This is a genomic window from Kluyvera intermedia (genome assembly GCF_034424175.1).
GTDB lineage: Bacteria > Pseudomonadota > Gammaproteobacteria > Enterobacterales > Enterobacteriaceae > Kluyvera > Kluyvera intermedia.
In genome coordinates, this window is the sequence record NZ_CP139986.1 from 3,546,677 (window position 1) to 3,566,978 (window position 20,302).

Here is a 20,302-nt window from a genome sequence, read left to right on the forward strand (position 1 = left end):
GTAATGGCTGTGAACACGAAAGAGATAAAGCAAGGGTCGTGCCAGAAATGAAAAGGGGCATGCTGGGCGTGAAAATCGGGGGGGATGTCGTTCAGTCAGGAGGAAAGGTAAACAAAAACGCACCATGCGGGTGCATGATGCGTTTCACAACGGCATTCTGTTAGAAAAATGCCTGACGCTGGTGCATCAGTGGGCCAATGCTTCATCCTGAGCGCTGGCAGCCAGTTCTTCACCCGCAAGCTGGAGCTGATACATTTGCCAGTATCGCCCTTTTGCTTCAAGCAGTTGCTGATGCGATCCCTGCTCTACCGCCTGCCCACGATGAAGCACCATGATGGTGTCCGCATCCACAATGGTCGACAAACGGTGCGCAATCACCACCAGCGTCGTGTGCTGGCGCACGGCGGCCAGCGCATGTTGAATCGCCTGCTCGGTACCCGAGTCAATATTGGCCGTCGCTTCATCGAGAATCAGCACCTGCGGCGTATCAACCAGCACGCGAGCCAGCGCCAGCAGTTGTTTTTGCCCTACCGAGAGGTTATTACCCTGCTCCCCAAGATGCGTATAAATACCGTCACTCATCCCGCGCGCCAGTTCCGCCAGCTGCACCGTTTCCAGAACCTGCCAGACCTGCGACTCACTGATATCACGCCCCAGGGTGACGTTAGCGAAGAATGAGTCCGCGAGCACCACAGGATCTTGTTGCACCACGGCGATGCCTTCACGTAACACGGCGTGGCTGAGGCTTTGCAGGGGGCGACCACCGAGGCGTATTTCACCGGAGTTCGGCGGATAATAGCCCATCAGCAGACTGGCCAGCGTACTTTTACCGCTTCCGGTATGTCCCACCAGGGCGACAAAACTGCGCGCCGGGATCGACAACGAAATATTTTGCAGCACCAGTTTGTCGTCACGATAGGCAAACGAAACGTTATCGATATCAATATTGCCATTTTCCAGTGGCGCCATGTCATTGCCATACTGCTGACGCGGCCTGTCCATCAGTTCGAACACGCGTTCCCCCGCTACCACCGCCTGTTGCAGTATGGATTGCTGGGTAGTCAACTCAATCAACGGCTCATTCAGTCGCCCAAGATAGCTAATAAAGGCATACAGCACGCCGACCTGGATCGATCCCTGCGCGCTAAAACCAAACAGCATCAACAAGCCACAGAGCACCAGCGTGGAAAACAGGCTAAGCAGTGGACGCAGTAAGAAACCGTCAAGCCGTAGGGTTTGCATCCGTGCCATATAGTGTGAACGGCTAACTTCCCCAATACGCTCGCCAAAGCGCACCTGCTGGCGGAACTGCTGAATCACGCTCATCCCGTTGATGACTTCGTTGAAGCCGTCGTTAATATCCGCGAGATAAGCCCGCACGCGACGCACAATCGGCGTGCTGTAGCGTTGATAAATAACCATCACCGTCATCACCGCCGGGAAGATAGCCAGTGCCACCAGCGCCATGCGCCAGTCAAGGCTAAACATTGCCACCAGCATGGCACCAATCAGCGCGGCGCTGCGGAGCACCGTCGCCACAACGGTGACATAGAGATCGCGGATCACCTCGGTATCGTTAGTCACACGGGAAATCAGTTGCCCTACCGGCTGGGTGTCAAACTCGCTCAACGGCTGGCGAAGCGCGGCATCCATCACGTCGATTCGTAATTGCTGTACGACGCCGACTGCCGCACGGTTAAACAGCAGCGACTGACTGTAGTGCAAGCCTGCCGCCAACAGTTGTAAACCGATATAGGCCGCCGCCAGACCCGCTACGGTACCCCACGGTAAAATATCCTTCGCCACCATGTTATCGATAAAGTAGCTTATCAGGAGCGGCCCGCTAACCTCTGCGGCAGCCGCCACCCATAACATGATCACCGCATTCGTCAGCGGTTTGCGCCACGGCGAGCCGTAGGCCAGCAGGCGTTTTAACGTAGGCCACAGTTGCCCAAAACTACGCATCGGCGGCCTCCGTTTTTTCATCTTCTGGCGCGTCGTTCAGCGCGGCTTCAAGCTGTTGATAGCGGTGCATGTCGCGATACCACCCCGCCTGATGCGCCAATTGGTCATGGTCACCACGTTGCGCGATATGACCATGCTGCATCACAATAATCTCGCTGGCATCGGTCAGCGCCGAGAGCCGGTGGGCGCTAATGATAAGCGTCCGCCCCTCGCCCCACTGGCGCAGGTTATGCAGTATCTGGTGCTCAGTACGGCCATCGACCGCCGATAACGCATCGTCAAGAATCAAAATTTCAGCGTCCAGCAACAGAGCACGGGCAATGGAAATACGCTGTTTTTGGCCGCCGGATAGCATCACGCCTCGCTCACCCACTTCGGTGTCATAACCTTGTGGTAAACGCAGAATATCGTCATGAACACAGGCCAGCCGTGCCGCGTGTTCTATCTCTTCCTGCGTCGCTCCTGGGTTGCCCAAAGCGATATTGCTGGCGACCGTATCCGAAAACAGGAACGGCGTCTGACTGACAACTGCCAGGCGGCTGCGCCAGGCATCCAGTTGCAGCTGACGCAATGGAATATCGTGGAAACAGATCTCGCCCTCATCGACATCAAAATGGCGTTGAATCAACGACAAAATGGTCGATTTCCCTGAGCCAGTTGGGCCACAAAGACCCAACATATGGCCCGGTTTCAGGGTCACATTCACATCGCTCAATGTCGCTTTATCCGTTTGCGGGTAACTAAAGCGATGAATCGCCAGCGTTAACGTTCCACGGCCTTCAGGCACTGGCTGCGAGCCATCGTTAACCACGGGCGCTTCCGCCAGCAACGTACGAATTCGACTGTAGGCGGCGCTCCCACGCTCAACGATATTGAACATCCAGGCCAGCGCCAGCATCGGCCAGATCATCAGCCCCAGGTACATCATAAAACTGGTTAACTGACCGAGTGTGAGCATGTCCTGCGTGACCATCCAGCTACCGCCCGCAATAGCCAACAGATTCGCCATACCGATGGCGATATAGATAGTGGGATCAAAGCGAGCATCAATACGCGCCACGCGCATGTTTTTCACCCCGGTATCCGCCGCGTCGGCGGCAAATTGCGCGGACTGACGGTCTTCGAGGCCAAAAGCTTTAATCATGCGGATACTGGTCAGGCTTTCCTGGGTGCGGTCGTTAAGGCTCGAGAATGCCGCCTGGGCTAATTTGAAGCGCTCATGCAGCAGGTTGCCGTAGCGGTGGATGACCAACGCCATGATGGGCATCGGAACCAGTGCCAGTAAGGTGAGCTGCCAGCTGATTTGGGTCGACATGACGATCAACACCGCACAGCCCATCACCAGCGAATCCACCAACGTTAATACCCCTTCCCCGGCGGCAAAGACCACGCGGTCGACATCGTTAGTGGCGCGGGCCATTAAATCACCGGTACGGTGGCGCAGATAAAATTCCGGATGTTGGCGACTTAGCTGACGATAGAAGTCTTCACGCAGCTCAACGGCTAACTGATAGGATGCACCAAACAGCAGCACGCGCCAGACATAGCGCAGCAGGTAGACCACTATCGCAATCAGCACCATGGTGCCAACCCACATCATCAGCGTCCCAGCGCTAACGCGCTGTTGCGATACGCCATCCACCACGATGCCCACTATTTTCGGTGGGATAAGTTGCAGGATGGCAATAATAATCAGCAACACGACCGCGCCGAGATAGCGACGCCATTCCCGACGGAAGTACCAGCTGAGTTGAGCAAATAATCGCACGCAGTAAAATTCCAGAGATAGTGTTATTCGATGGGCAGCGCGGTGGTGTATTTAATCTGTTCCATCGCAAAGCTTGAGGTCACATCCGACAGCCCAGGAACCCGGTTGACCAGGCTCTTATAGAAATCATCGTAGCGTTTCATGTCGGCCACCTGCACCCGCATCAGGTAGTCATACTCCCCAGCCATACGCCAGAAACCGAGGACTTCCGGCATCTGTGTCACTTCACTGACAAATAGGCTGTACCAGTCGCTGCTGTGATGCTGAGTTTTAATCAGCACAAATGCCGTAAGCCCCAAACCAAGCTTTTCCGCATCAAGCAATGCCACGCGACCCAATAGCACACCGTCATCTTCCAGTCGTTTAAGACGTTTCCAGCAAGGTGTGGTGGTCAGATTAACGGCATCCGCTAACGCCTGCAAAGAGAGCGTGCAATCTTTCTGTAATAAGGCGAGCAGCTTTCGGTCAATTTTATCTAACATAGGAGTCACCGGGAGAAAACTTTTCTATCTTTATTCTATTTTAAAGATTAGAAGGCAACAATTTTTTCTGTGCTTTTCGCTAAGCTAGGCACAAAATGACAAACGGAAAATCACGATGAATAGCACCTGGGTCAAACACGCGATTAGCGAAATTAACGCCGATTACCAACGCAGCGCCGACACGCATTTGATTCGCCTGGCGCTTCCCGCTTTTCCTGGCATTCAGCTGTACCTGAAAGATGAAAGCACCCACCCCACCGGCAGCCTGAAGCACCGTCTGGCTCGTTCCTTATTCCTTTACGGTCTATGCAATGGCTGGATCAAGGAAGGCACCACCATTATTGAATCGTCGTCGGGCTCAACGGCGGTTTCTGAAGCCTATTTCGCCCGTCTATTGGGGCTACCGTTTATCGCGGTAATGCCGTCGTGTACGGCAAAGCGCAAAATTGAGCAGATTGAGTTTTACGGTGGGCGCTGCCACTTTGTTGAGAGCGCCTGCGAAATCTACGCGGCGTCCGAAACGCTGGCGCGCGAGCTGAACGGTCACTATATGGATCAGTTCACCTACGCTGAACGCGCTACCGACTGGCGGGGAAATAACAATATCGCCGACAGCATTTTCCGTCAGATGTCGCATGAGCCCAATCCAGTGCCTGCATGGGTAGTGATGAGCGCGGGGACTGGCGGTACTTCCGCAACGATTGGACGCTATATCCGCTGTCAGGGCTATGAGACGCAGCTGATGGTGGTCGACCCTGAAAACTCTGTTTTTATGGACTACTGGCAAAGCCGGGATGCCAGCCTGCGCGGCACAGTAGGCAGCAAAATTGAAGGGATTGGTCGCCCGCGCGTCGAGCCATCTTTTATCCCGGACGTGGTTGATGACATGCTACGTGTTCCCGATGCTGCCAGCGTTGCCACTGCGCAATGGCTGGAAACCCAGCTTGGACGCAAGGTTGGCGCATCCACCGGAACCAATATGTGGGGAGCACTGCAGCTCGCCGTGCAGATGCGCGCAGAAGGCAAAACCGGGTCAATTGTGACGCTGCTGTGCGACAGCGGCGAGCGCTATCTCGATACCTATTACAACCCGCAGTGGGTGGCGAGCCATATTGGCGATGTTGCCCCATGGCACAACCAGATTCAGCAGCTTCTCGGTCAATAAAAAAAGCCAGGCATCATCTGATGTCTGGCTTGCTGGAAGATCTCTCTATTCGGGGGAATAAGGAAGGTTTGGTTTATCCAGCCAATGCGTTAAATAGTGAGAAACCGCCTGAGTATTGCAGTTTCCGATAACCGGTAGATGGGGCAGCGCCGCTTTTAGTTGCCCCATTGCGTTGCCCATGATCACACCGCGGCCCACCAGCCCCAGCATTTCACGGTCATTCATTGCATCGCCAAAGGCCATGCATTCGTCCATCCCGACGCCCAAATGTTCTCCCAGCACCGACAGCGCCGCGCCTTTGTTGCTGCCTAGCGGCAACACTTCCAGACAGTCCACGGCCGAGAAACAGATATCGGCGCGCTTATCCAGCGCTTCCACCAATTGGATGCGCAGGCGGCAGAGATCGTCGTGATCGCCGCAGAAACAGATTTTGGTCACCTGATGCGCCGGGATCCGTCGCAAGTCGCGCAGCTGGTAGCGGAAACCGTTGTAGATATGCGCCAGTAACAAATCAGGAATGTCGTGACCGGTAAACCATCCGCTGTCATTAAAAACGTGGACGCTGGCCTCTGTCTCCCAGTGGCTATGCAGTACCTGCTCAGCCACATCCGGAGGGAGATCGCTACGGTGCATCACCTCACCCTGCTGAGAGTGAATGCGCGTGCCATTACCCGTTATCAAAAATGCATTCAGGGATAACGCTTCAACGAGGGGGCGCATCTCCAGTACGTGGCGGCCGGTGGCAAAAGTCAGCGTGATATTGCGCTCGCGCAGTCTCTTTAATACCGCGACTGTACGGTCACCTAAACGATGGTCTGGCATCAAAAGGGTGCCATCCATATCAAACGCTGCCAGTCTTGCCATTTTTATTCCGCCTGTGATCGCTTTTTCTTGCCACCCAGTATCTGCTGAGATATACGGAAGTAATACTGAATAGTTAACATTTATTGTTCCGGGTTTATATGCGACTGTTAAACCGTTTAAATCAGTTTCAGCGTCTGTGGCAGCCGTCACAGGGGGAAGAACAGCAGGTAACCATCGCCGAGCTGGCAGCGCGCTGTTTTTGCAGCGAGCGACACGTGCGCACGCTGCTTCGTCAGGCACAGGAAGCGGGTTGGCTCACCTGGCAGGCGCAATCCGGGCGAGGAAAGCGTGGGCGGCTTACGTTCCATACCGCTCCGGAAACGCTGCGTAACGAGATGATGGAAACCGCACTGAACCGCGGCCAGCAGCACAATGCGCTAGAGCTTGCGCAAATTGCGCCACTAGAACTGCGTGCGCTGCTGCATCCGTTTTTGGGCGGGCAGTGGCAAAACAATACGCCCACGCTGCGTATTCCCTACTATCGACCGCTGGAACCCCTACACCCTGGTTTTCTGGCCGGGCGCGCTGAACAACATCTTGCGGGCCAGGTCTACTCCGGATTAACCCGCTTCAACCAGGAAGCTTCACAGCCACAAGGCGATTTAGCGCACCACTGGTCGGTCTCCTCTGATGGGTTATGCTGGCAATTTTATATTCGTTCCACGTTGCACTGGCACAATGGCGATGTGGTAGAAACCGATCAGCTTCGCCGCCGTCTGCTAATGCTACTGGCGCTGCCTGAACTGACTCGCCTGTTCTCGAGCGTCAAAGCGATTAGTCAGACGCATCCCCAATGCCTGACCTTTTCCCTACATCGTCCGGATTACTGGCTACCCCATCGGCTGGCAAGCTATTGCAGCGTGCTGGCGCACCCGGACGAGCCGGAACAGGGAACCGGGCCATTTATGCTAAAAATTTTCGAACCGGAACTGGTGCGTATTGAAAGCCATCATCGCTACCATCACAGTCATCCATTGCTGCAAGCGATTGAATACTGGATAACCCCGCAGCTTTTTGAGCAGGGCCTGGGAACCAGTTGTCAGCACCCGGTACAAATCGCCATCGGTAAGCCGGAGGAGTTGGGCAAATTGCGGCTGGTGAGCCACAGCATTAGTTTGGGATTTTGCTACCTGGCACTGCGTCAGAGCCGACGGTTGAGCATGGCGCAAGCACAGCGTGTGATCGCATTAATTCACCGCTCAGGGCTGCTGCAAAGCCTACCGCTGGGTGAGAACTTAATTACCCCCAGCGAGGAGATGCTGCCAGGCTGGGCCATTCCGCTGGCGCAGGATAATAGCGATGTTCCCCTACCATCACACCTGACGCTCATCTACCATCTCCCTGTGGAACTCCATACCATGGCAGAACAGCTTAAGGCAGCGCTAGCGAAGTCAGGCTGCGAACTGACGGTTATTTTTTACGATGCCAAAAGCTGGAACGGTTGCACAGACTTGCCGCAAGCGGATCTGTTTATGGGTGACCGACTGATTGGTGAAATGCCTGAATATGCCCTGGAGCAATGGCTACGCTGCGATGCGCTGTGGCCGGCACTGTTTACCGATGCGCAGGCTCGGCACGTGCAAAATGCGCTGGATGAGACGCAGGCCGAGCCCGATGATGAACAGCGTATTGCCGCGCTTAAGCATCTTTTTACTCACCTGATGCGCGATGCCATTCTGACACCGCTATTTAATTATCAATATCAGGTCAGTGCCCCTCCGGGCGTTAACGGCATTCATCTGAACGCACGCGGTTGGTTCGATTTTTCCGAAGCCTGGCTGCCACCCGCCACGCGGTGAAGAAGCTGGTCGACGCGGCGCGCAGGCGTTACCATAGCGGCTTTTAGAGTCACAGACAGGAAAAGCCATGAAACGTGCCGTTGTCGTCTTTAGCGGTGGACAAGATTCCACCACATGCCTGGTGCAGGCGCTGCATCAATATGATGAAGTTCACTGCGTCACGTTTGATTATGGCCAGCGCCATCGCGCTGAAATTGACGTTGCCCGTGAACTGGCATTAACGCTGGGTGCACGTGCGCACAAGGTGCTGGACGTTACGCTATTAAACGAACTGGCCGTCAGCAGTCTGACCCGTGACAGCATCCCCGTGCCAGATTACGAACCAGACGCCGATGGCATCCCCAATACCTTTGTGCCGGGGCGTAATATTCTGTTCCTGACGCTGACGGCAATTTACGCCTATCAGGTTAAGGCGGAAGCCATTATTACCGGCGTGTGTGAAACCGACTTCTCCGGCTACCCGGACTGCCGCGACGAGTTCGTCAAGGCGCTACACCATGCGGTAAGTTTAGGGATGGCAAAAGATATCCGTTTTGAAACGCCGCTGATGTGGCTGGATAAAGCGCAAACCTGGGCACTGGCGGACTACTGGGGCAAATTAGACCTGGTGCGTAGCGAAACGCTGACCTGTTATAACGGGATTAAAGGTGACGGTTGCGGTCATTGCGCGGCCTGTAGCCTGCGAGCTAATGGATTGAACCACTATCTTGCAGACAAGCCTGCGGTCATGGCGGCGATGAAGCAGAAAACGGGGTTGAAATAAGCCTGGCGATATTCCCGGCGGCGCTGCGCTTGGCCGGGCTACCCGAGGGCGTAGGCCGGATAAGGCAAAGCCGCCATCCGGTAATGTGCGCGGTTATGCCTGATGGCGCGTAGCTTATCAGGCCTGCATGTTGTCAATGCTCACAGTATCTACAAATATACACGAAAGTAGCCCGCCCAAGCACAGCGCCGCCGGGGCCACAAATGTGGCGAGGCGTTTACGCCGACCCCGGGTCGGGCACATCACTCAATCATCGCTTCCAGGTGTTCCCGCAACTCCCCTTCCAGCGCCAGTGCTTTCTGCGTTTTCAGGTCGATACACACGAAAGTAATCAGCGCATCGGCGACAACCTGCCCTTCAGGCTCCAGCGTCACGACCTGACTTAACACGCCGCTTTTCGCATTGAGTTGCTGCACCTTGCTGGTCACCGTCAGCAGATCGCCAAGCACCGCCGGACGGCGGTAGTTAATGTTAATATTCACCACCACGAAGGCGATATTATTCGCACTCATCCACTGAAATCCCGCACTGCTCTCCAGCCCATCCCATCGGGCCTCTTCAAGAAACTCCAGATAGCGAGCGTTGTTGACGTGTTGATAGACGTCCATGTGGTAACCGCGAACTTTGATTTGTGTCTGCATAGCGCCTTAGCCTTATTATTTTAAATAGAGTCAGAGGCCACACCACTGGTATGACCTCTTTAGTCTGGCAAATTTTCAGACGAGTGCAAACACTCCGGATGAATTAAAGCGTGAGATGCGCCAGATTTCGCTCAACCAATGAGTTGCCCATTCCCGGCACCTGCTTGAGATCGTCGAGCGTTTTAAACGGACCATACCCTTCCCGATAGCTGACAATAGCCTGCGCCTTCTTGAGGCCAACACCGTTCATGGCCTGAGCCAATGCCTCTGCCGTCGCCGTGTTGATACTCACCTGGGTACCTTCATCGTCAGCGGCTTTAGCACTAGCAGAAGCTTTCGCCTGTTCTCCCGACGCCTCGCTGGCTTTCGTCTGTACGGCCTGCGCTTTCGCTGAGGCCGGCTGTGCCGCCTGCGCACTCGCACTCATCCCGGCACATGCCAATACAGCCGCCATAACACACATTTTGATTCCACGTTTCATTCTGATTTTCCTTGTTAGTTGATAGCGAGGAAACCATAACGGCTGTGGAGACACAGTTCAAAAGGCAGATTTTAAATGTGGAAAAGGCCGCGAAAGCGGCCTTTGTGGTGTACAACGCCTTACAAATTTATGCGAGGCGTGTTCCGATTATTACTGCTGCTCGATGATATCGCCGAACTTAATCTTCGCGGATTTACGCAGGTTGTTCATCAGTGCTTCGAAAGATACCTGGGCGTTATTCTGAGTAATCCCCTGTACCATCGCTTTCTTCTGCGCTTCCGGCATTTCACCGGCTTTCACTTCGTCCAGAGCCAGCAGAACCACGTTGCCCTGCATATCGTTGCCGATACCAAAGCTTGGCTTATCTTTGTGCGGCAGTGGCAGGGCGAAGGCCGCCTGACTCAGCGGATCCTGAGCTGCACGGCTCAGCGTTTTGCTTGCGCTAAAGCTCAGACCAGCCGCTTTCATGGCTTCATCACCTTTACCGTCTTTCAGCGCCACCAGCAGCTTCTCAGCATCCAGTTTGGCCTGCTGCGTTGCTTTGTTGTGCTTAACGATATCCGTGACTTGTGCTTTCACATCAGCCAGCGGTTTCACCGTCTCGGCTTTGTGTTCACTCACGCGCAGGATGAAGGCACGGTCACCGTCAACGGTAATAATGTCGGAGTTGCTGCCCGGCATGCCGTTATCGCCAACCAGACCGCCGTTAAAGATAGCATCGGAGACCGGTTTGAAATTCAATTCTTCCGGCAGGGAGTTGCGATCGAACCAGCCTGTCTCAACGGCTTTCACACCCGCAGCCTGCTCAGCACCCGCCAGCGAGTTGTTGTCGTTGCTGGCCGCGTCGCTCACCTTCTGCTGCAGCGCGTAGTAGGCATCAAGAGACTTCTCTTGCTTCACTTTGTTCGCGATATCGCTACGCACGTCCGCCAGAGGTTTAACCTGTGAGGCCTGAACATCGTCCAGACGAGCGACCAGGAAACCAACGGAGGATTTAATAACACCAGACAGCTGGCCTTTCTCTTTCAGACCGGCATTTTTCAGCTCGTCAGGCGTCGTGGACTCTTCCAGCCATCCCATATCGCCGCCATTACGTGCGGAGATAATGTCAGACGATTTCTCTTTAGCCAGTGCGGCAAAGTCGCCACCTTTGTTCAGCGCGTCCAGGACGGCTTTCGCATCGGCTTCTGTTTTGGTCTGAATCACGCTGTAGCGGTTACGCTGCGGCTGGGTGAACTGATCTTTATGCTCATCGTAATAGGACTGGATTTCTTCGTCAGTCACTTCGTGAGTCATCGACGCGGCATCCAGTTTGATGTAGCTAATACGGAACTGTTCTGGCGCCACGAACTGACCTTTGTTCTGTTCGTAGTAACTCGCCACTTCCGCGTCGCTCACCTGCTGTTTTGCCGCCAGAGCATTCACATCGATGGTCGCTTCACGCACCAGACGCTGCTGAGCAACCAGCGCTGCCAGCTGTTCAGTTTCACCAGGCAACATGAAGTCGGTGCCCGCCACAGCATTCACCAGCTGTTGAGTGGTTAACTGGTTACGTAACGCCTGAGCGTACTGGTCAGCCGTCATGCCCATCTGATTAACCAGCGCGTTGTAGCGGGTGTTATCAAATTTGCCTTCGCTCTGGAATGATGGTGTCGCGATGATAGCTTTACGCACTTGCTCATCGCTGATGCCAAGGCCTAAGTTTTTCGCATATTGATCCAGCAGCGCTTCATCAATCAGACGATTCAACACCTGCTGGCGCATAGATTTGATGTAATTTTCGTTAGCAGCCAGTTCAGAGTACTGGTCGCCAAGCTGCTGCTGCATGCGGTTACGCTCGCTAGCAACGGCATTTTCAAACTGGCCGCGGCCTATTTCCTGGTCATTGACTTTCGCGGCATAATTATTGTTACCGCCGATCAGATAACCACTCACGCCGGTCAAAATGAACGACACGATAATGAGACCGAAAATGACTTTGATCACGACGCTATTGGCTGCCGTGCGTAAATTGTCCATCATGGTGTAACAACACTCCGCTGTAGGTGACAAATACCTCGAGCAGCATAGCACGTGATGGCCGCTGCGCGTGAGGCCGTATTGTGACAAGAAACCGGGGTGGTTGTCAGCACACACCGTACATAAACGCCTAAAACGCCGCATTCAGGCATAAAAAAAGGCACATCAGTCGATGCGCCCTTGTACTTTGCCACATTCCCGTTACGGGAAAGCGATCAATTTACTGCGTCTTTCAGTGCTTTACCTGCACGGAATGAAGGTACTTTAGCCGCAGCGATAGTGATCTCTTTACCGGTCTGAGGGTTACGGCCAGTACGGGCAGCACGATCTTTGACAGCAAAGGTACCGAAACCTACCAGTGCAACGTCATCCCCAGCTTGCAGAGATTCAGTAACAGAAGCAATTAAAGCATCTAACGCACGTCCAGCTGCAGCTTTGGAGATATCCGCGCCAGCAGCAATTTTGTCAATCAGTTGAGATTTGTTCACTGTTCTCTTCCTCTCTTTATTATTTATATCGCACCGGAATCCTTCGCGGCACAATCGCGGAGCAGTTATATCAGGACTACCATGCCCTTACAACACCCGTTGTCGACGACACACCTGCCAGCCGTCTAAATTAGCGAGACAAAAAAAGGCTGGCAAGTCAGTTTATGCTTGCCAGCCCCATATTTATTATCGCTCTTTGCGCGAGGTCACTATTTTGCGCTTACAACCTGCATTCCACTCGGTTCATTTTGCAGCGCCAGAGCCAGAACTTCCTCAATACGCTTCACAGGATGAATCTCAAGATCGGCGAGGACGTTGTCAGGAATCTCTTCCAGATCGCGTTTATTCTCGTCAGGAATCAGAACTGTCTTAATGCCGCCACGGTGTGCTGCAAGCAGTTTTTCCTTCAGACCACCGATTGGCAGCACCAGCCCACGCAGGGTGATTTCACCCGTCATTGCCACGTCTGCACGCACCGGGTTACCGGTCAGACAGGAAACCAGAGCTGTACACATCGCAATACCGGCGCTTGGACCGTCTTTCGGTGTAGCCCCTTCCGGTACGTGAACGTGGATATCGCGTTTTTCGTAGAAATCTGGGTTAATCCCCAGTTTTTCCGCGCGCGCGCGCACCACGGTCAGCGCTGCCTGAATGGACTCTTGCATCACTTCACCTAGCGATCCGGTGTAGGTCAGCTTGCCTTTACCCGGTACACAGGCGGTTTCGATGGTCAGCAGATCGCCGCCGACTTCCGTCCAAGCAAGTCCTGTTACCTGACCGACACGGTTTTCTTCATCCGCACGACCGTAGTCGAAACGCTGAATGCCGAGGTAGTCGTGCAGGTTATCGCCGTTAATCTCGATGTGTTTAAGCGTTTTATCCAGCAGCAGCTGTTTCACCGCTTTACGGCACAGTTTCGAGATTTCACGTTCCAGGCTACGCACGCCCGCTTCGCGAGTGTAGTAACGAATAATGCCGACAATGGCGCTATCGTCTACCGTCAGCTCGCCCTTTTTCAGCGCGTTACGCTCAATCTGCTTCGGCAGCAGGTGACGTTTGGCAATGTTCAGCTTCTCGTCTTCGGTATAACCGGACAGACGGATCACTTCCATACGATCCAGCAATGGTGCCGGGATGTTCATGGAGTTTGACGTTGCCACAAACATCACGTCGCTGAGATCGTAATCCACTTCCAGGTAGTGATCGCTGAATGCCACGTTCTGTTCTGGATCAAGGACTTCCAGCAAAGCAGAGGCCGGATCGCCACGCATGTCCGAAGACATTTTGTCGATCTCATCAAGCAGGAACAGCGGGTTTTTAACGCCCACTTTCGCCATTTTCTGGATAAGTTTACCCGGCATTGAACCGATGTAAGTACGACGGTGACCGCGAATTTCCGCTTCATCACGTACGCCGCCCAGCGCCATACGAACATACTTACGTCCGGTTGCCTGCGCAATGGACTGACCCAGAGACGTTTTACCCACCCCAGGAGGCCCTACCAAGCACAGAATTGGCCCTTTGAGCTTGTTTACACGACTTTGAACCGCGAGATACTCAAGGATGCGGTCTTTAACGCGTTCAAGGCCGTAATGGTCGGTATCGAGAATTTCCTGCGCCTGGCGAAGGTCTTTTTTGACCTTGCTGCGCGTATTCCACGGCACCTGTACCATCCAGTCGATATAACCGCGAACCACGGTAGCTTCTGCTGACATCGGTGACATCATTTTCAGCTTCTGCAGTTCAGCTTCAGTTTTCTCTTTTGCCTCTTTCGGCATTTTCGCGGCGTCGATCTTACGCTTCAGCGCTTCGTTCTCGTCCGGGACTTCGTCCATCTCGCCGAGTTCTTTCTGAATCGCCTTCATTTGCTCGTTCAGATAGTACTCACGCTGGGATTTTTCCATCTGCTTTTTAACGCGGTTGCGAATGCGTTTCTCAACCTGCAGCAGATCGATTTCAGACTCCATCATCGCCATCAGATATTCCAGACGCTCGTTGATGTCAGACATCTCGAGTACGGACTGTTTATCAGCAAGCTTCAGCGGCATGTGCGCAGCGATGGTATCCGCCAGACGTGCAGGGTCGTCGATACTGTTGAGCGACGTCAGCACTTCTGGTGGGATTTTCTTGTTCAGTTTGATATAGCCTTCAAACTGACCGATTGCAGTACGCACCAGCACTTCCTGCTCGCGTTCTTCAATCGCCGGCGACTCCAAATACTCCGCTTTCGCCGAGAAATGCTCACCGTTATCGGAGAGCGTGGAGATACGCGCACGCTGCAACCCTTCGACCAGTACTTTGACCGTACCATCAGGGAGTTTCAGCATTTGTAAAATAGAGGCCACGGTCCCGACGGTGAAAAGATCGTTTACACCCGGCTCATCCGTTGAAGCATCTTTCTGCGCGACCAGCATGATTTTTTTATCATGATCCATGGCCGCTTCCAGACAACGGATAGATTTTTCCCGCCCTACGAATAAGGGAATGACCATGTGCGGATAAACCACCACATCGCGCAGCGGCAATACGGGGATTTCAATGCGTTCAGAACGCTCAGGATTCATAGAGCTCTCTCTTAGTTTAGTGTCCGCCAGGTAAGCTGGTCATGTGACTGTGCTTCACACAACCATTAACATGTAACCAGTATATGGGGATGTATTCCACACATTCAACGCCAGGAATCAGGAAAAATAAAAGGGGAGATAAAATCCCCCCTTTTTAATTAACTGATTGTATGAACTGGTGAATTATTCGCCAGATGCCTGCTGTGCTTCCGGCTTGCCGTAAATCAGCAATGGTGCACTTTGACCCTCAATCACCGATTCATCGATAACCACTTTTTCAACGTCTTCCATTGAAGGCAGATCGTACATGGTCTCGAGCAGCGCCGCTTCTACGATTGAACGCAGACCACGGGCACCGGTTTTACGGCTCATCGCTTTCTTCGCGATAGCATCCAACGCTTCATCACGGAATTCCAGATCCACGCCTTCAAGGTTAAACAGCGCCTGATACTGCTTGGTCAGGGCGTTTTTCGGCTCTTTCAGGATCTGAATCAACGCGTCTTCGCTCAGCTCAGTCAGCGTGGCAACAACCGGCAGACGACCGATAAACTCAGGGATCAGACCAAATTTGATCAGATCTTCTGGTTCTACCTGGGTCAGCAGTTGGCCTTCGCTGGCTTTGTCAGTTTTCGATTTCACCGTTGCGCCAAAGCCAATACCTGAACCGGTTTCTACGCGGTTGGCGATCACTTTATCCAGACCGGCAAATGCGCCGCCACAGATAAAGAGGATCTTCGAGGTATCAACCTGCAGGAACTCCTGCTGCGGATGCTTACGTCCACCCTGCGGCGGAACGGCAGCCACGGTGCCTTCGATAAGTTTCAGCAGAGCCTGCTGTACGCCTTCACCGGAGACATCGCGCGTGATCGACGGGTTGTCGGATTTACGCGAGATTTTGTCGATTTCATCGATGTAAACAATACCGCGCTGCGCTTTCTGTACGTCGTAATCGCACTTCTGCAGCAGTTTCTGAATAATGTTTTCAACGTCTTCACCAACGTAACCGGCTTCGGTCAGCGTCGTCGCATCCGCCATGGTGAACGGAACGTCCAGCAAGCGTGCCAGGGTTTCCGCCAGCAGCGTTTTACCTGAACCAGTTGGGCCAATCAGCAGAATGTTACTTTTGCCAAGCTCAACACCGTTGCTGGTATCGCCATTACGCAGACGTTTGTAGTGGTTATAAACCGCGACGGCCAGCACTTTTTTCGCCTGTTCCTGACCGATGACGTAGTCATCAAGATGGTGACGAATTTCGTGCGGTGTTGGCAGCGCGCTGCGTTCACGATGCGGCGCTACCTCTTTAATCTCTTCGCGAATGATGTCGTTACATAAGTCGACACATTCGTCGCAGATATACACGGATGGGCCGGCGATGAGCTTACGCACTTCGTGCTGGCTTTTGCCGCAAAAAGAGCAGTACAACAATTTGCCCGAGCCATCTTTGCGTTTATCTGTCATGAGTCAAAACCTCTTTTTAAGTTCTTTGTGCCGCCTATGACGACGCAAATGCCATTCTTAAGCGCGAGCTGGTTTGAGCCGCCTTTAGAGTATATACCCTGCTGCGGCCCGTGCCGTCATGACATTAGTTACGCTGACTCAGAATTGAGTCAACCAAACCATACTCCACCGCTTCAGGGGCAGACAGGAAACGATCACGTTCAGTGTCGCTTTCAATCTGCTCCAGAGATTTGCCAGTATGGAGCGCCATTAGCTCATTCATGCGCCCTTTCACTTTCAGGATTTCACGGGCGTGGATTTCGATATCCGTCGCCTGGCCCTGATAACCGCCCAGAGGCTGGTGAATCATCACGCGGGAGTTTGGTAAGCAGAAACGCTTACCTTTTGCGCCTGCCGTCAGCAGGAACGCACCCATTGACGCCGCTTGCCCCATACAGATGGTGCTAACGTCCGGTTTGATAAACTGCATGGTGTCATAAATAGACATCCCTGCTGTAATCACGCCGCCAGGGGAGTTGATATACAGGTAGATATCTTTTTCCGGATTTTCCGCTTCCAGAAACAGCATTTGCGCCACAATCAGGTTTGCCATGTGGTCTTCCACCTGACCGGTCAGAAAGATGACGCGCTCTTTCAGCAGACGGGAGTAGATATCAAAAGAACGTTCGCCACGTGAGGTCTGTTCAATGACCATCGGCACCAGGGCCATGTGGGGTGCAAAGTTATCTCGTTCGCCACTGTATGACATTTCCGTCTCCTGGATAAAAAATAATATAGCCACAGCATTCTGATTTTAGAGATGCGGCGAGTGAATCGTTCCCCCAGTAATGGGTACGATCTTACCCTATTTCAAGCATAACAATATTTTGTTGTTACGCTAATACAGAAAAGGGCTTTAGTTGGCTATCAGTGCAATAAAAAAAACCCGTCACCAGAAGGCAACGGGTTTTTCTCAAAACCATCAACCGGAAAGCGAAATTACGCCTGCTGGTTCATCAGTTCATTGAAGGAAGTTGCTTTTTCAGTCACTTTCGCTTTTTCCAGAACCGCTTCAACAGCCTGTTCTTCCAGAGCGACACTGCGCATGTTTTCCATCAGCTCTTTGTTTTTGCCGTAGAATTCAATGACTTCTTTCGGATCTTCGTAGGCAGAAGCCATTTCTTCGATCAGGGTAGCTACGCGTGCTTCGTCAGCTTTCAGTTCGTGGGTACGAATCACTTCGCCCAGCAGCAGACCAACAACAACGCGGCGTTTAGCCTGCTCTTCGAACAGTTCACGAGGCAGTTCCATCGCTTGCTGCTGGTTGCCACCGAAACGCTGTGCAGCCTGACGGCGCAGTACGTCGATTTCGCTGTCAATCAGGGCAGCAGGAACGTCGATTTCGTTAGCCTGTACCAGACCTTCGATTGCCTGAGTTTTAACACGGTTACGTACCGCGGCTTTCAGTTCGCGATCCATGTTTTTACGCACTTCTGCACGCAGACCTTCTACGGAACCATCTTCCACGCCGAAACGTTTGATGAAATCAGCAGTCAGTTCTGGCAGCTCACGCTCTTCAACTTTCTTCAGGTTGATAACGAATTTAGCCGCTTTACCTTTCAGGTTTTCAGCGTGGTATTCTTCTGGGAAAGTCACGTCGATGGTGAACTCTTCGCCCGCTTTGTGACCTTTGATACCGTCTTCAAAGCCTGGGATCATGCGACCCTGGCCCATTGCCAGTACGAAATCAGTCGCTTTACCGCCTTCGAATTCTTCACCGTCTACGGAACCGGAGAAATCAACGGTAACGCGGTCTTCAGCGTCAACTGCACCGTCTTTGTCTTTCCAGGTTGCCTGCTGCTTACGCAGAGTGTCCAGCATGCCGTCAACGTCGGCTTCGGTCACATCAACAACCGGTTTTTCAACTTCGATAGCGTCCAGACCTTTCAGTTCAACTTCTGGGTACACTTCGAATTCTACTGCGTAGGTGAAGTCTTCACCCTGCTTGTATTCGCCCGGAACGTAGTTCGGTGCGCCAGCTGGATTAATCTTCTCTTTGATGATCGCATCAACAAAGTTGCGGCTCATCAGGTCACCCAGCACGTCCTGACGCACGGAGGCGCCATAACGCTGGGCAACAACATTCATCGGTACTTTACCTTTACGGAAACCGTCAATGCGTACTTTTTTCGCGACGTTGACCAGCTCGCTTTTTACAGCGTTCTCGATGCTGTCAGCAGCGATAGTAATCGTTACACGGCGGCCAAGGCCCTGAGTGGTTTCAACTGAAACTTGCATCTTGTTACCTCAAAAAAATCACAGTGCTCGGTCAACTCTGAATCATGCCATGCAGTACCGGGATGTTATCTTTAAATCAGAAACACATTCCCTGTAGCCAGAATCATCCCGAAGACATTCCGAAAAATAAGACGCAGCATTATAGCGGCATCACTTTTATGAGTCGAGAACGGTTATCACGCGTTGCTGCGGCATTTTTCACAATTCCCGGCTATTTTTTGTCTGAATACTGTCTTTGTCGCTCAAAATTCAGACAAAACAAAACGGCCCGCAGGCCGTTTTCTCATAATCTGTACGCAACATACTGGAAAAGTTCCGTGTTGCAAATGCCTTTTCTACGCGATAGTGCCCGCACCACGACATGGTGGAGAGGCAATGACAGTATCCTGCAAACCTTCCCACTCTTTTCGTGTGTAAGTATGTAATGCCAGCGCATGTACGGTGGACGCAAACTCCTCTGTCAGGGTGCCATAAATCATCCGGTGACGGTTAAGGAAGCGTTCCCCAGTAAACTTGTCGCTGACCAACACAACTTTAAAGTGGCTCTCAGAGCCTGCCGGTACGTTGTGGCGGTAGCTTTCATCGACAACTTCCAGGAACACAGGATCAAACGCTGCCCTTAATTTTTCTTCGATTCGTTCACGCATCATCATGATATTACTCCTTCGACAACGTTAAGATGCCGCCTATCCCTTTAAATGTTAGCCGCTTTCGCTGACTTCATTACACAAAGGTAACAAAAAATTAGCGTTCGCCCCATTTTATTTGTCAAGTAGATGAAGTTAACGCCTTTTACAATCCGCGCTCATCTGAAATCCACTCTGGAATTGTCCGCAAGCGCATAAAAACGTCAAGACGATGAAATTACATGCATTGCCTACTTCCCCTAGCCGTTGGCGATGTTATGATGACGGGGATTTTCAGTAAACAATGCGTTTTGAGACCCCTAACATGTTAAAAAAAATCCTCTTCCCTTTGGTTGCACTGTTTATGTTGGCTGGATGCGCGACGCCTCCGACGACCGTTGACGTGTCGCCTAAAATTGCCCTGCCGCAGCAGGATCCAAGTCTGATGGGCGTGACTGTCAGCATCAACGGCGCCGACCAGCGTCAGGATCAGGCACTGGCCAAAGTGACCCGCAACAACCAGATGGTCACGCTGACTGCTTCCCGCGACCTGCGTTTCCTGATGCAGGAAGTGCTGGAAAAACAGATGGCTGCTCGTGGTTATATGATTGGCCCGAACGGTGCGGCAAACCTGCAGATTATCGTAAGCCAGCTTTATGCGGACGTTTCCCAGGGTAACGTGCGTTACAACATCTCTACCAAAGCAGACATCGCTATCATCGCGACGGCGGCTAACGGTAACAAGATGACTAAAAACTACCGTTCAAACTATTCCGTTGAAGGCGCGTTCCAGGCCTCTAATAAAAATATCTCTGACACGGTTGATAGCGTACTGAGCGACACCATCGCGGATATGTCTCAGGACACCACTATCCACGAATTTATCAAACAGAACGCGCGTTAATCCGTCCCAGACCCGGCTTCAGGCCGGGTCTGAACGTT

17 protein-coding genes are annotated in these 20,302 nt (G+C 52.8%); 4 read left to right on the plus strand and 13 right to left on the minus strand.

All coding sequences use genetic code 11. The annotated features are described in order from the left end of the window. Positions 1 to 186: 186 nt before the first annotated feature. Genes U0026_RS17270 through U0026_RS17280 form a run of 3 tightly spaced genes read right to left on the minus strand, consistent with a single transcriptional unit; the run spans position 187 to position 4,215 of the window. Positions 187 to 1,965: a SmdB family multidrug efflux ABC transporter permease/ATP-binding protein gene (locus U0026_RS17270; RefSeq protein ID WP_062773850.1), complete on the minus strand. Its 1,779-nt coding sequence runs from the start codon at positions 1,963 to 1,965 to the stop codon at positions 187 to 189. Next, positions 1,958 to 3,733: a SmdA family multidrug ABC transporter permease/ATP-binding protein gene (locus U0026_RS17275; RefSeq protein ID WP_062773851.1), complete on the minus strand. Its 1,776-nt coding sequence runs from the start codon at positions 3,731 to 3,733 to the stop codon at positions 1,958 to 1,960. The genes U0026_RS17270 and U0026_RS17275 overlap by 8 nt, the downstream gene beginning before the upstream one ends. A gap of 23 nt (positions 3,734 to 3,756) precedes the next feature. Continuing rightward, positions 3,757 to 4,215: an Lrp/AsnC family transcriptional regulator gene (locus U0026_RS17280; RefSeq protein ID WP_062773853.1), complete on the minus strand. Its 459-nt coding sequence runs from the start codon at positions 4,213 to 4,215 to the stop codon at positions 3,757 to 3,759. 115 nt (positions 4,216 to 4,330) lie between these two features. Here U0026_RS17280 and U0026_RS17285 point away from each other — a divergent pair, with 115 nt between their 5' ends. Continuing rightward, entirely contained in the window at positions 4,331 to 5,380 is a 1,050-nt protein-coding gene (locus tag U0026_RS17285; protein ID WP_062773855.1) for a PLP-dependent cysteine synthase family protein, read from the plus strand. A 45-nt stretch (positions 5,381 to 5,425) separates the two neighbouring features. On the opposite strand, the gene cof is transcribed toward U0026_RS17285, so the two are convergent. Continuing rightward, positions 5,426 to 6,244, minus strand: a complete 819-nt coding sequence (gene cof, locus U0026_RS17290) for an HMP-PP phosphatase (protein WP_062773857.1) — start codon at positions 6,242 to 6,244, stop codon at positions 5,426 to 5,428. Between the two features lie 98 nt (positions 6,245 to 6,342). Here cof and U0026_RS17295 point away from each other — a divergent pair, with 98 nt between their 5' ends. Both U0026_RS17295 and queC read left to right on the plus strand, forming a co-directional pair. After that, complete coding sequence (locus U0026_RS17295; RefSeq protein ID WP_062773859.1) at positions 6,343 to 8,043, plus strand: SgrR family transcriptional regulator; 1,701 nt, start codon at positions 6,343 to 6,345, stop codon at positions 8,041 to 8,043. Positions 8,044 to 8,110: 67 nt separating this feature from the next. After that, positions 8,111 to 8,806 carry a 7-cyano-7-deazaguanine synthase QueC gene (gene queC / locus U0026_RS17300; RefSeq protein ID WP_062773861.1) on the plus strand — a complete coding sequence of 232 codons (696 nt, stop codon included), beginning with the start codon at positions 8,111 to 8,113 and terminating at the stop codon, positions 8,804 to 8,806. 242 nt (positions 8,807 to 9,048) lie between these two features. Here queC and U0026_RS17305 read toward each other — a convergent pair whose 3' ends face one another. The 9 genes from U0026_RS17305 to bolA all read right to left on the minus strand — a co-directional run bounded on the left by U0026_RS17305 (position 9,049) and on the right by bolA (position 19,387). Next, positions 9,049 to 9,447, minus strand: coding sequence for a YbgC/FadM family acyl-CoA thioesterase (locus tag U0026_RS17305; RefSeq protein WP_062773863.1), 399 nt, complete (start codon positions 9,445 to 9,447; stop codon positions 9,049 to 9,051). Between the two features lie 103 nt (positions 9,448 to 9,550). Beyond that, a complete protein-coding gene (locus U0026_RS17310; RefSeq protein WP_062773866.1) occupies positions 9,551 to 9,928 on the minus strand; it encodes a helix-hairpin-helix domain-containing protein in 378 nt (125 codons plus the stop codon). A gap of 150 nt (positions 9,929 to 10,078) precedes the next feature. Further along, positions 10,079 to 11,950 carry a peptidylprolyl isomerase gene (gene ppiD, locus U0026_RS17315; RefSeq protein ID WP_062773868.1) on the minus strand — a complete coding sequence of 624 codons (1,872 nt, stop codon included), beginning with the start codon at positions 11,948 to 11,950 and terminating at the stop codon, positions 10,079 to 10,081. A gap of 212 nt (positions 11,951 to 12,162) precedes the next feature. Next, positions 12,163 to 12,435: a nucleoid-associated protein HU-beta gene (gene hupB, locus U0026_RS17320; RefSeq protein ID WP_062773870.1), complete on the minus strand. Its 273-nt coding sequence runs from the start codon at positions 12,433 to 12,435 to the stop codon at positions 12,163 to 12,165. Between the two features lie 209 nt (positions 12,436 to 12,644). Further along, positions 12,645 to 14,999: an endopeptidase La gene (gene lon, locus U0026_RS17325; protein WP_062773871.1), complete on the minus strand. Its 2,355-nt coding sequence runs from the start codon at positions 14,997 to 14,999 to the stop codon at positions 12,645 to 12,647. A gap of 183 nt (positions 15,000 to 15,182) precedes the next feature. Next, positions 15,183 to 16,457 (minus strand): ATP-dependent protease ATP-binding subunit ClpX, encoded by a 1,275-nt coding sequence (clpX, locus tag U0026_RS17330; protein ID WP_062773872.1) that lies wholly within the window; start codon positions 16,455 to 16,457, stop codon positions 15,183 to 15,185. A gap of 124 nt (positions 16,458 to 16,581) precedes the next feature. Beyond that, the gene (gene clpP, locus U0026_RS17335; RefSeq protein WP_062773874.1) at positions 16,582 to 17,205 is read right to left on the minus strand and encodes an ATP-dependent Clp endopeptidase proteolytic subunit ClpP; all 624 of its coding nucleotides are present in this window, start codon (positions 17,203 to 17,205) and stop codon (positions 16,582 to 16,584) included. 230 nt (positions 17,206 to 17,435) lie between these two features. After that, positions 17,436 to 18,734 (minus strand): trigger factor, encoded by a 1,299-nt coding sequence (gene tig / locus U0026_RS17340; protein ID WP_062773876.1) that lies wholly within the window; start codon positions 18,732 to 18,734, stop codon positions 17,436 to 17,438. 335 nt (positions 18,735 to 19,069) lie between these two features. Next, the gene (bolA, locus tag U0026_RS17345; RefSeq protein ID WP_062773878.1) at positions 19,070 to 19,387 is read right to left on the minus strand and encodes a transcriptional regulator BolA; all 318 of its coding nucleotides are present in this window, start codon (positions 19,385 to 19,387) and stop codon (positions 19,070 to 19,072) included. Positions 19,388 to 19,685: 298 nt separating this feature from the next. Between bolA and U0026_RS17350 the strand changes: the two genes are divergently transcribed. Beyond that, positions 19,686 to 20,264, plus strand: a complete 579-nt coding sequence (locus tag U0026_RS17350; protein ID WP_062774068.1) for a lipoprotein — start codon at positions 19,686 to 19,688, stop codon at positions 20,262 to 20,264. Positions 20,265 to 20,302: the final 38 nt, after the last annotated feature.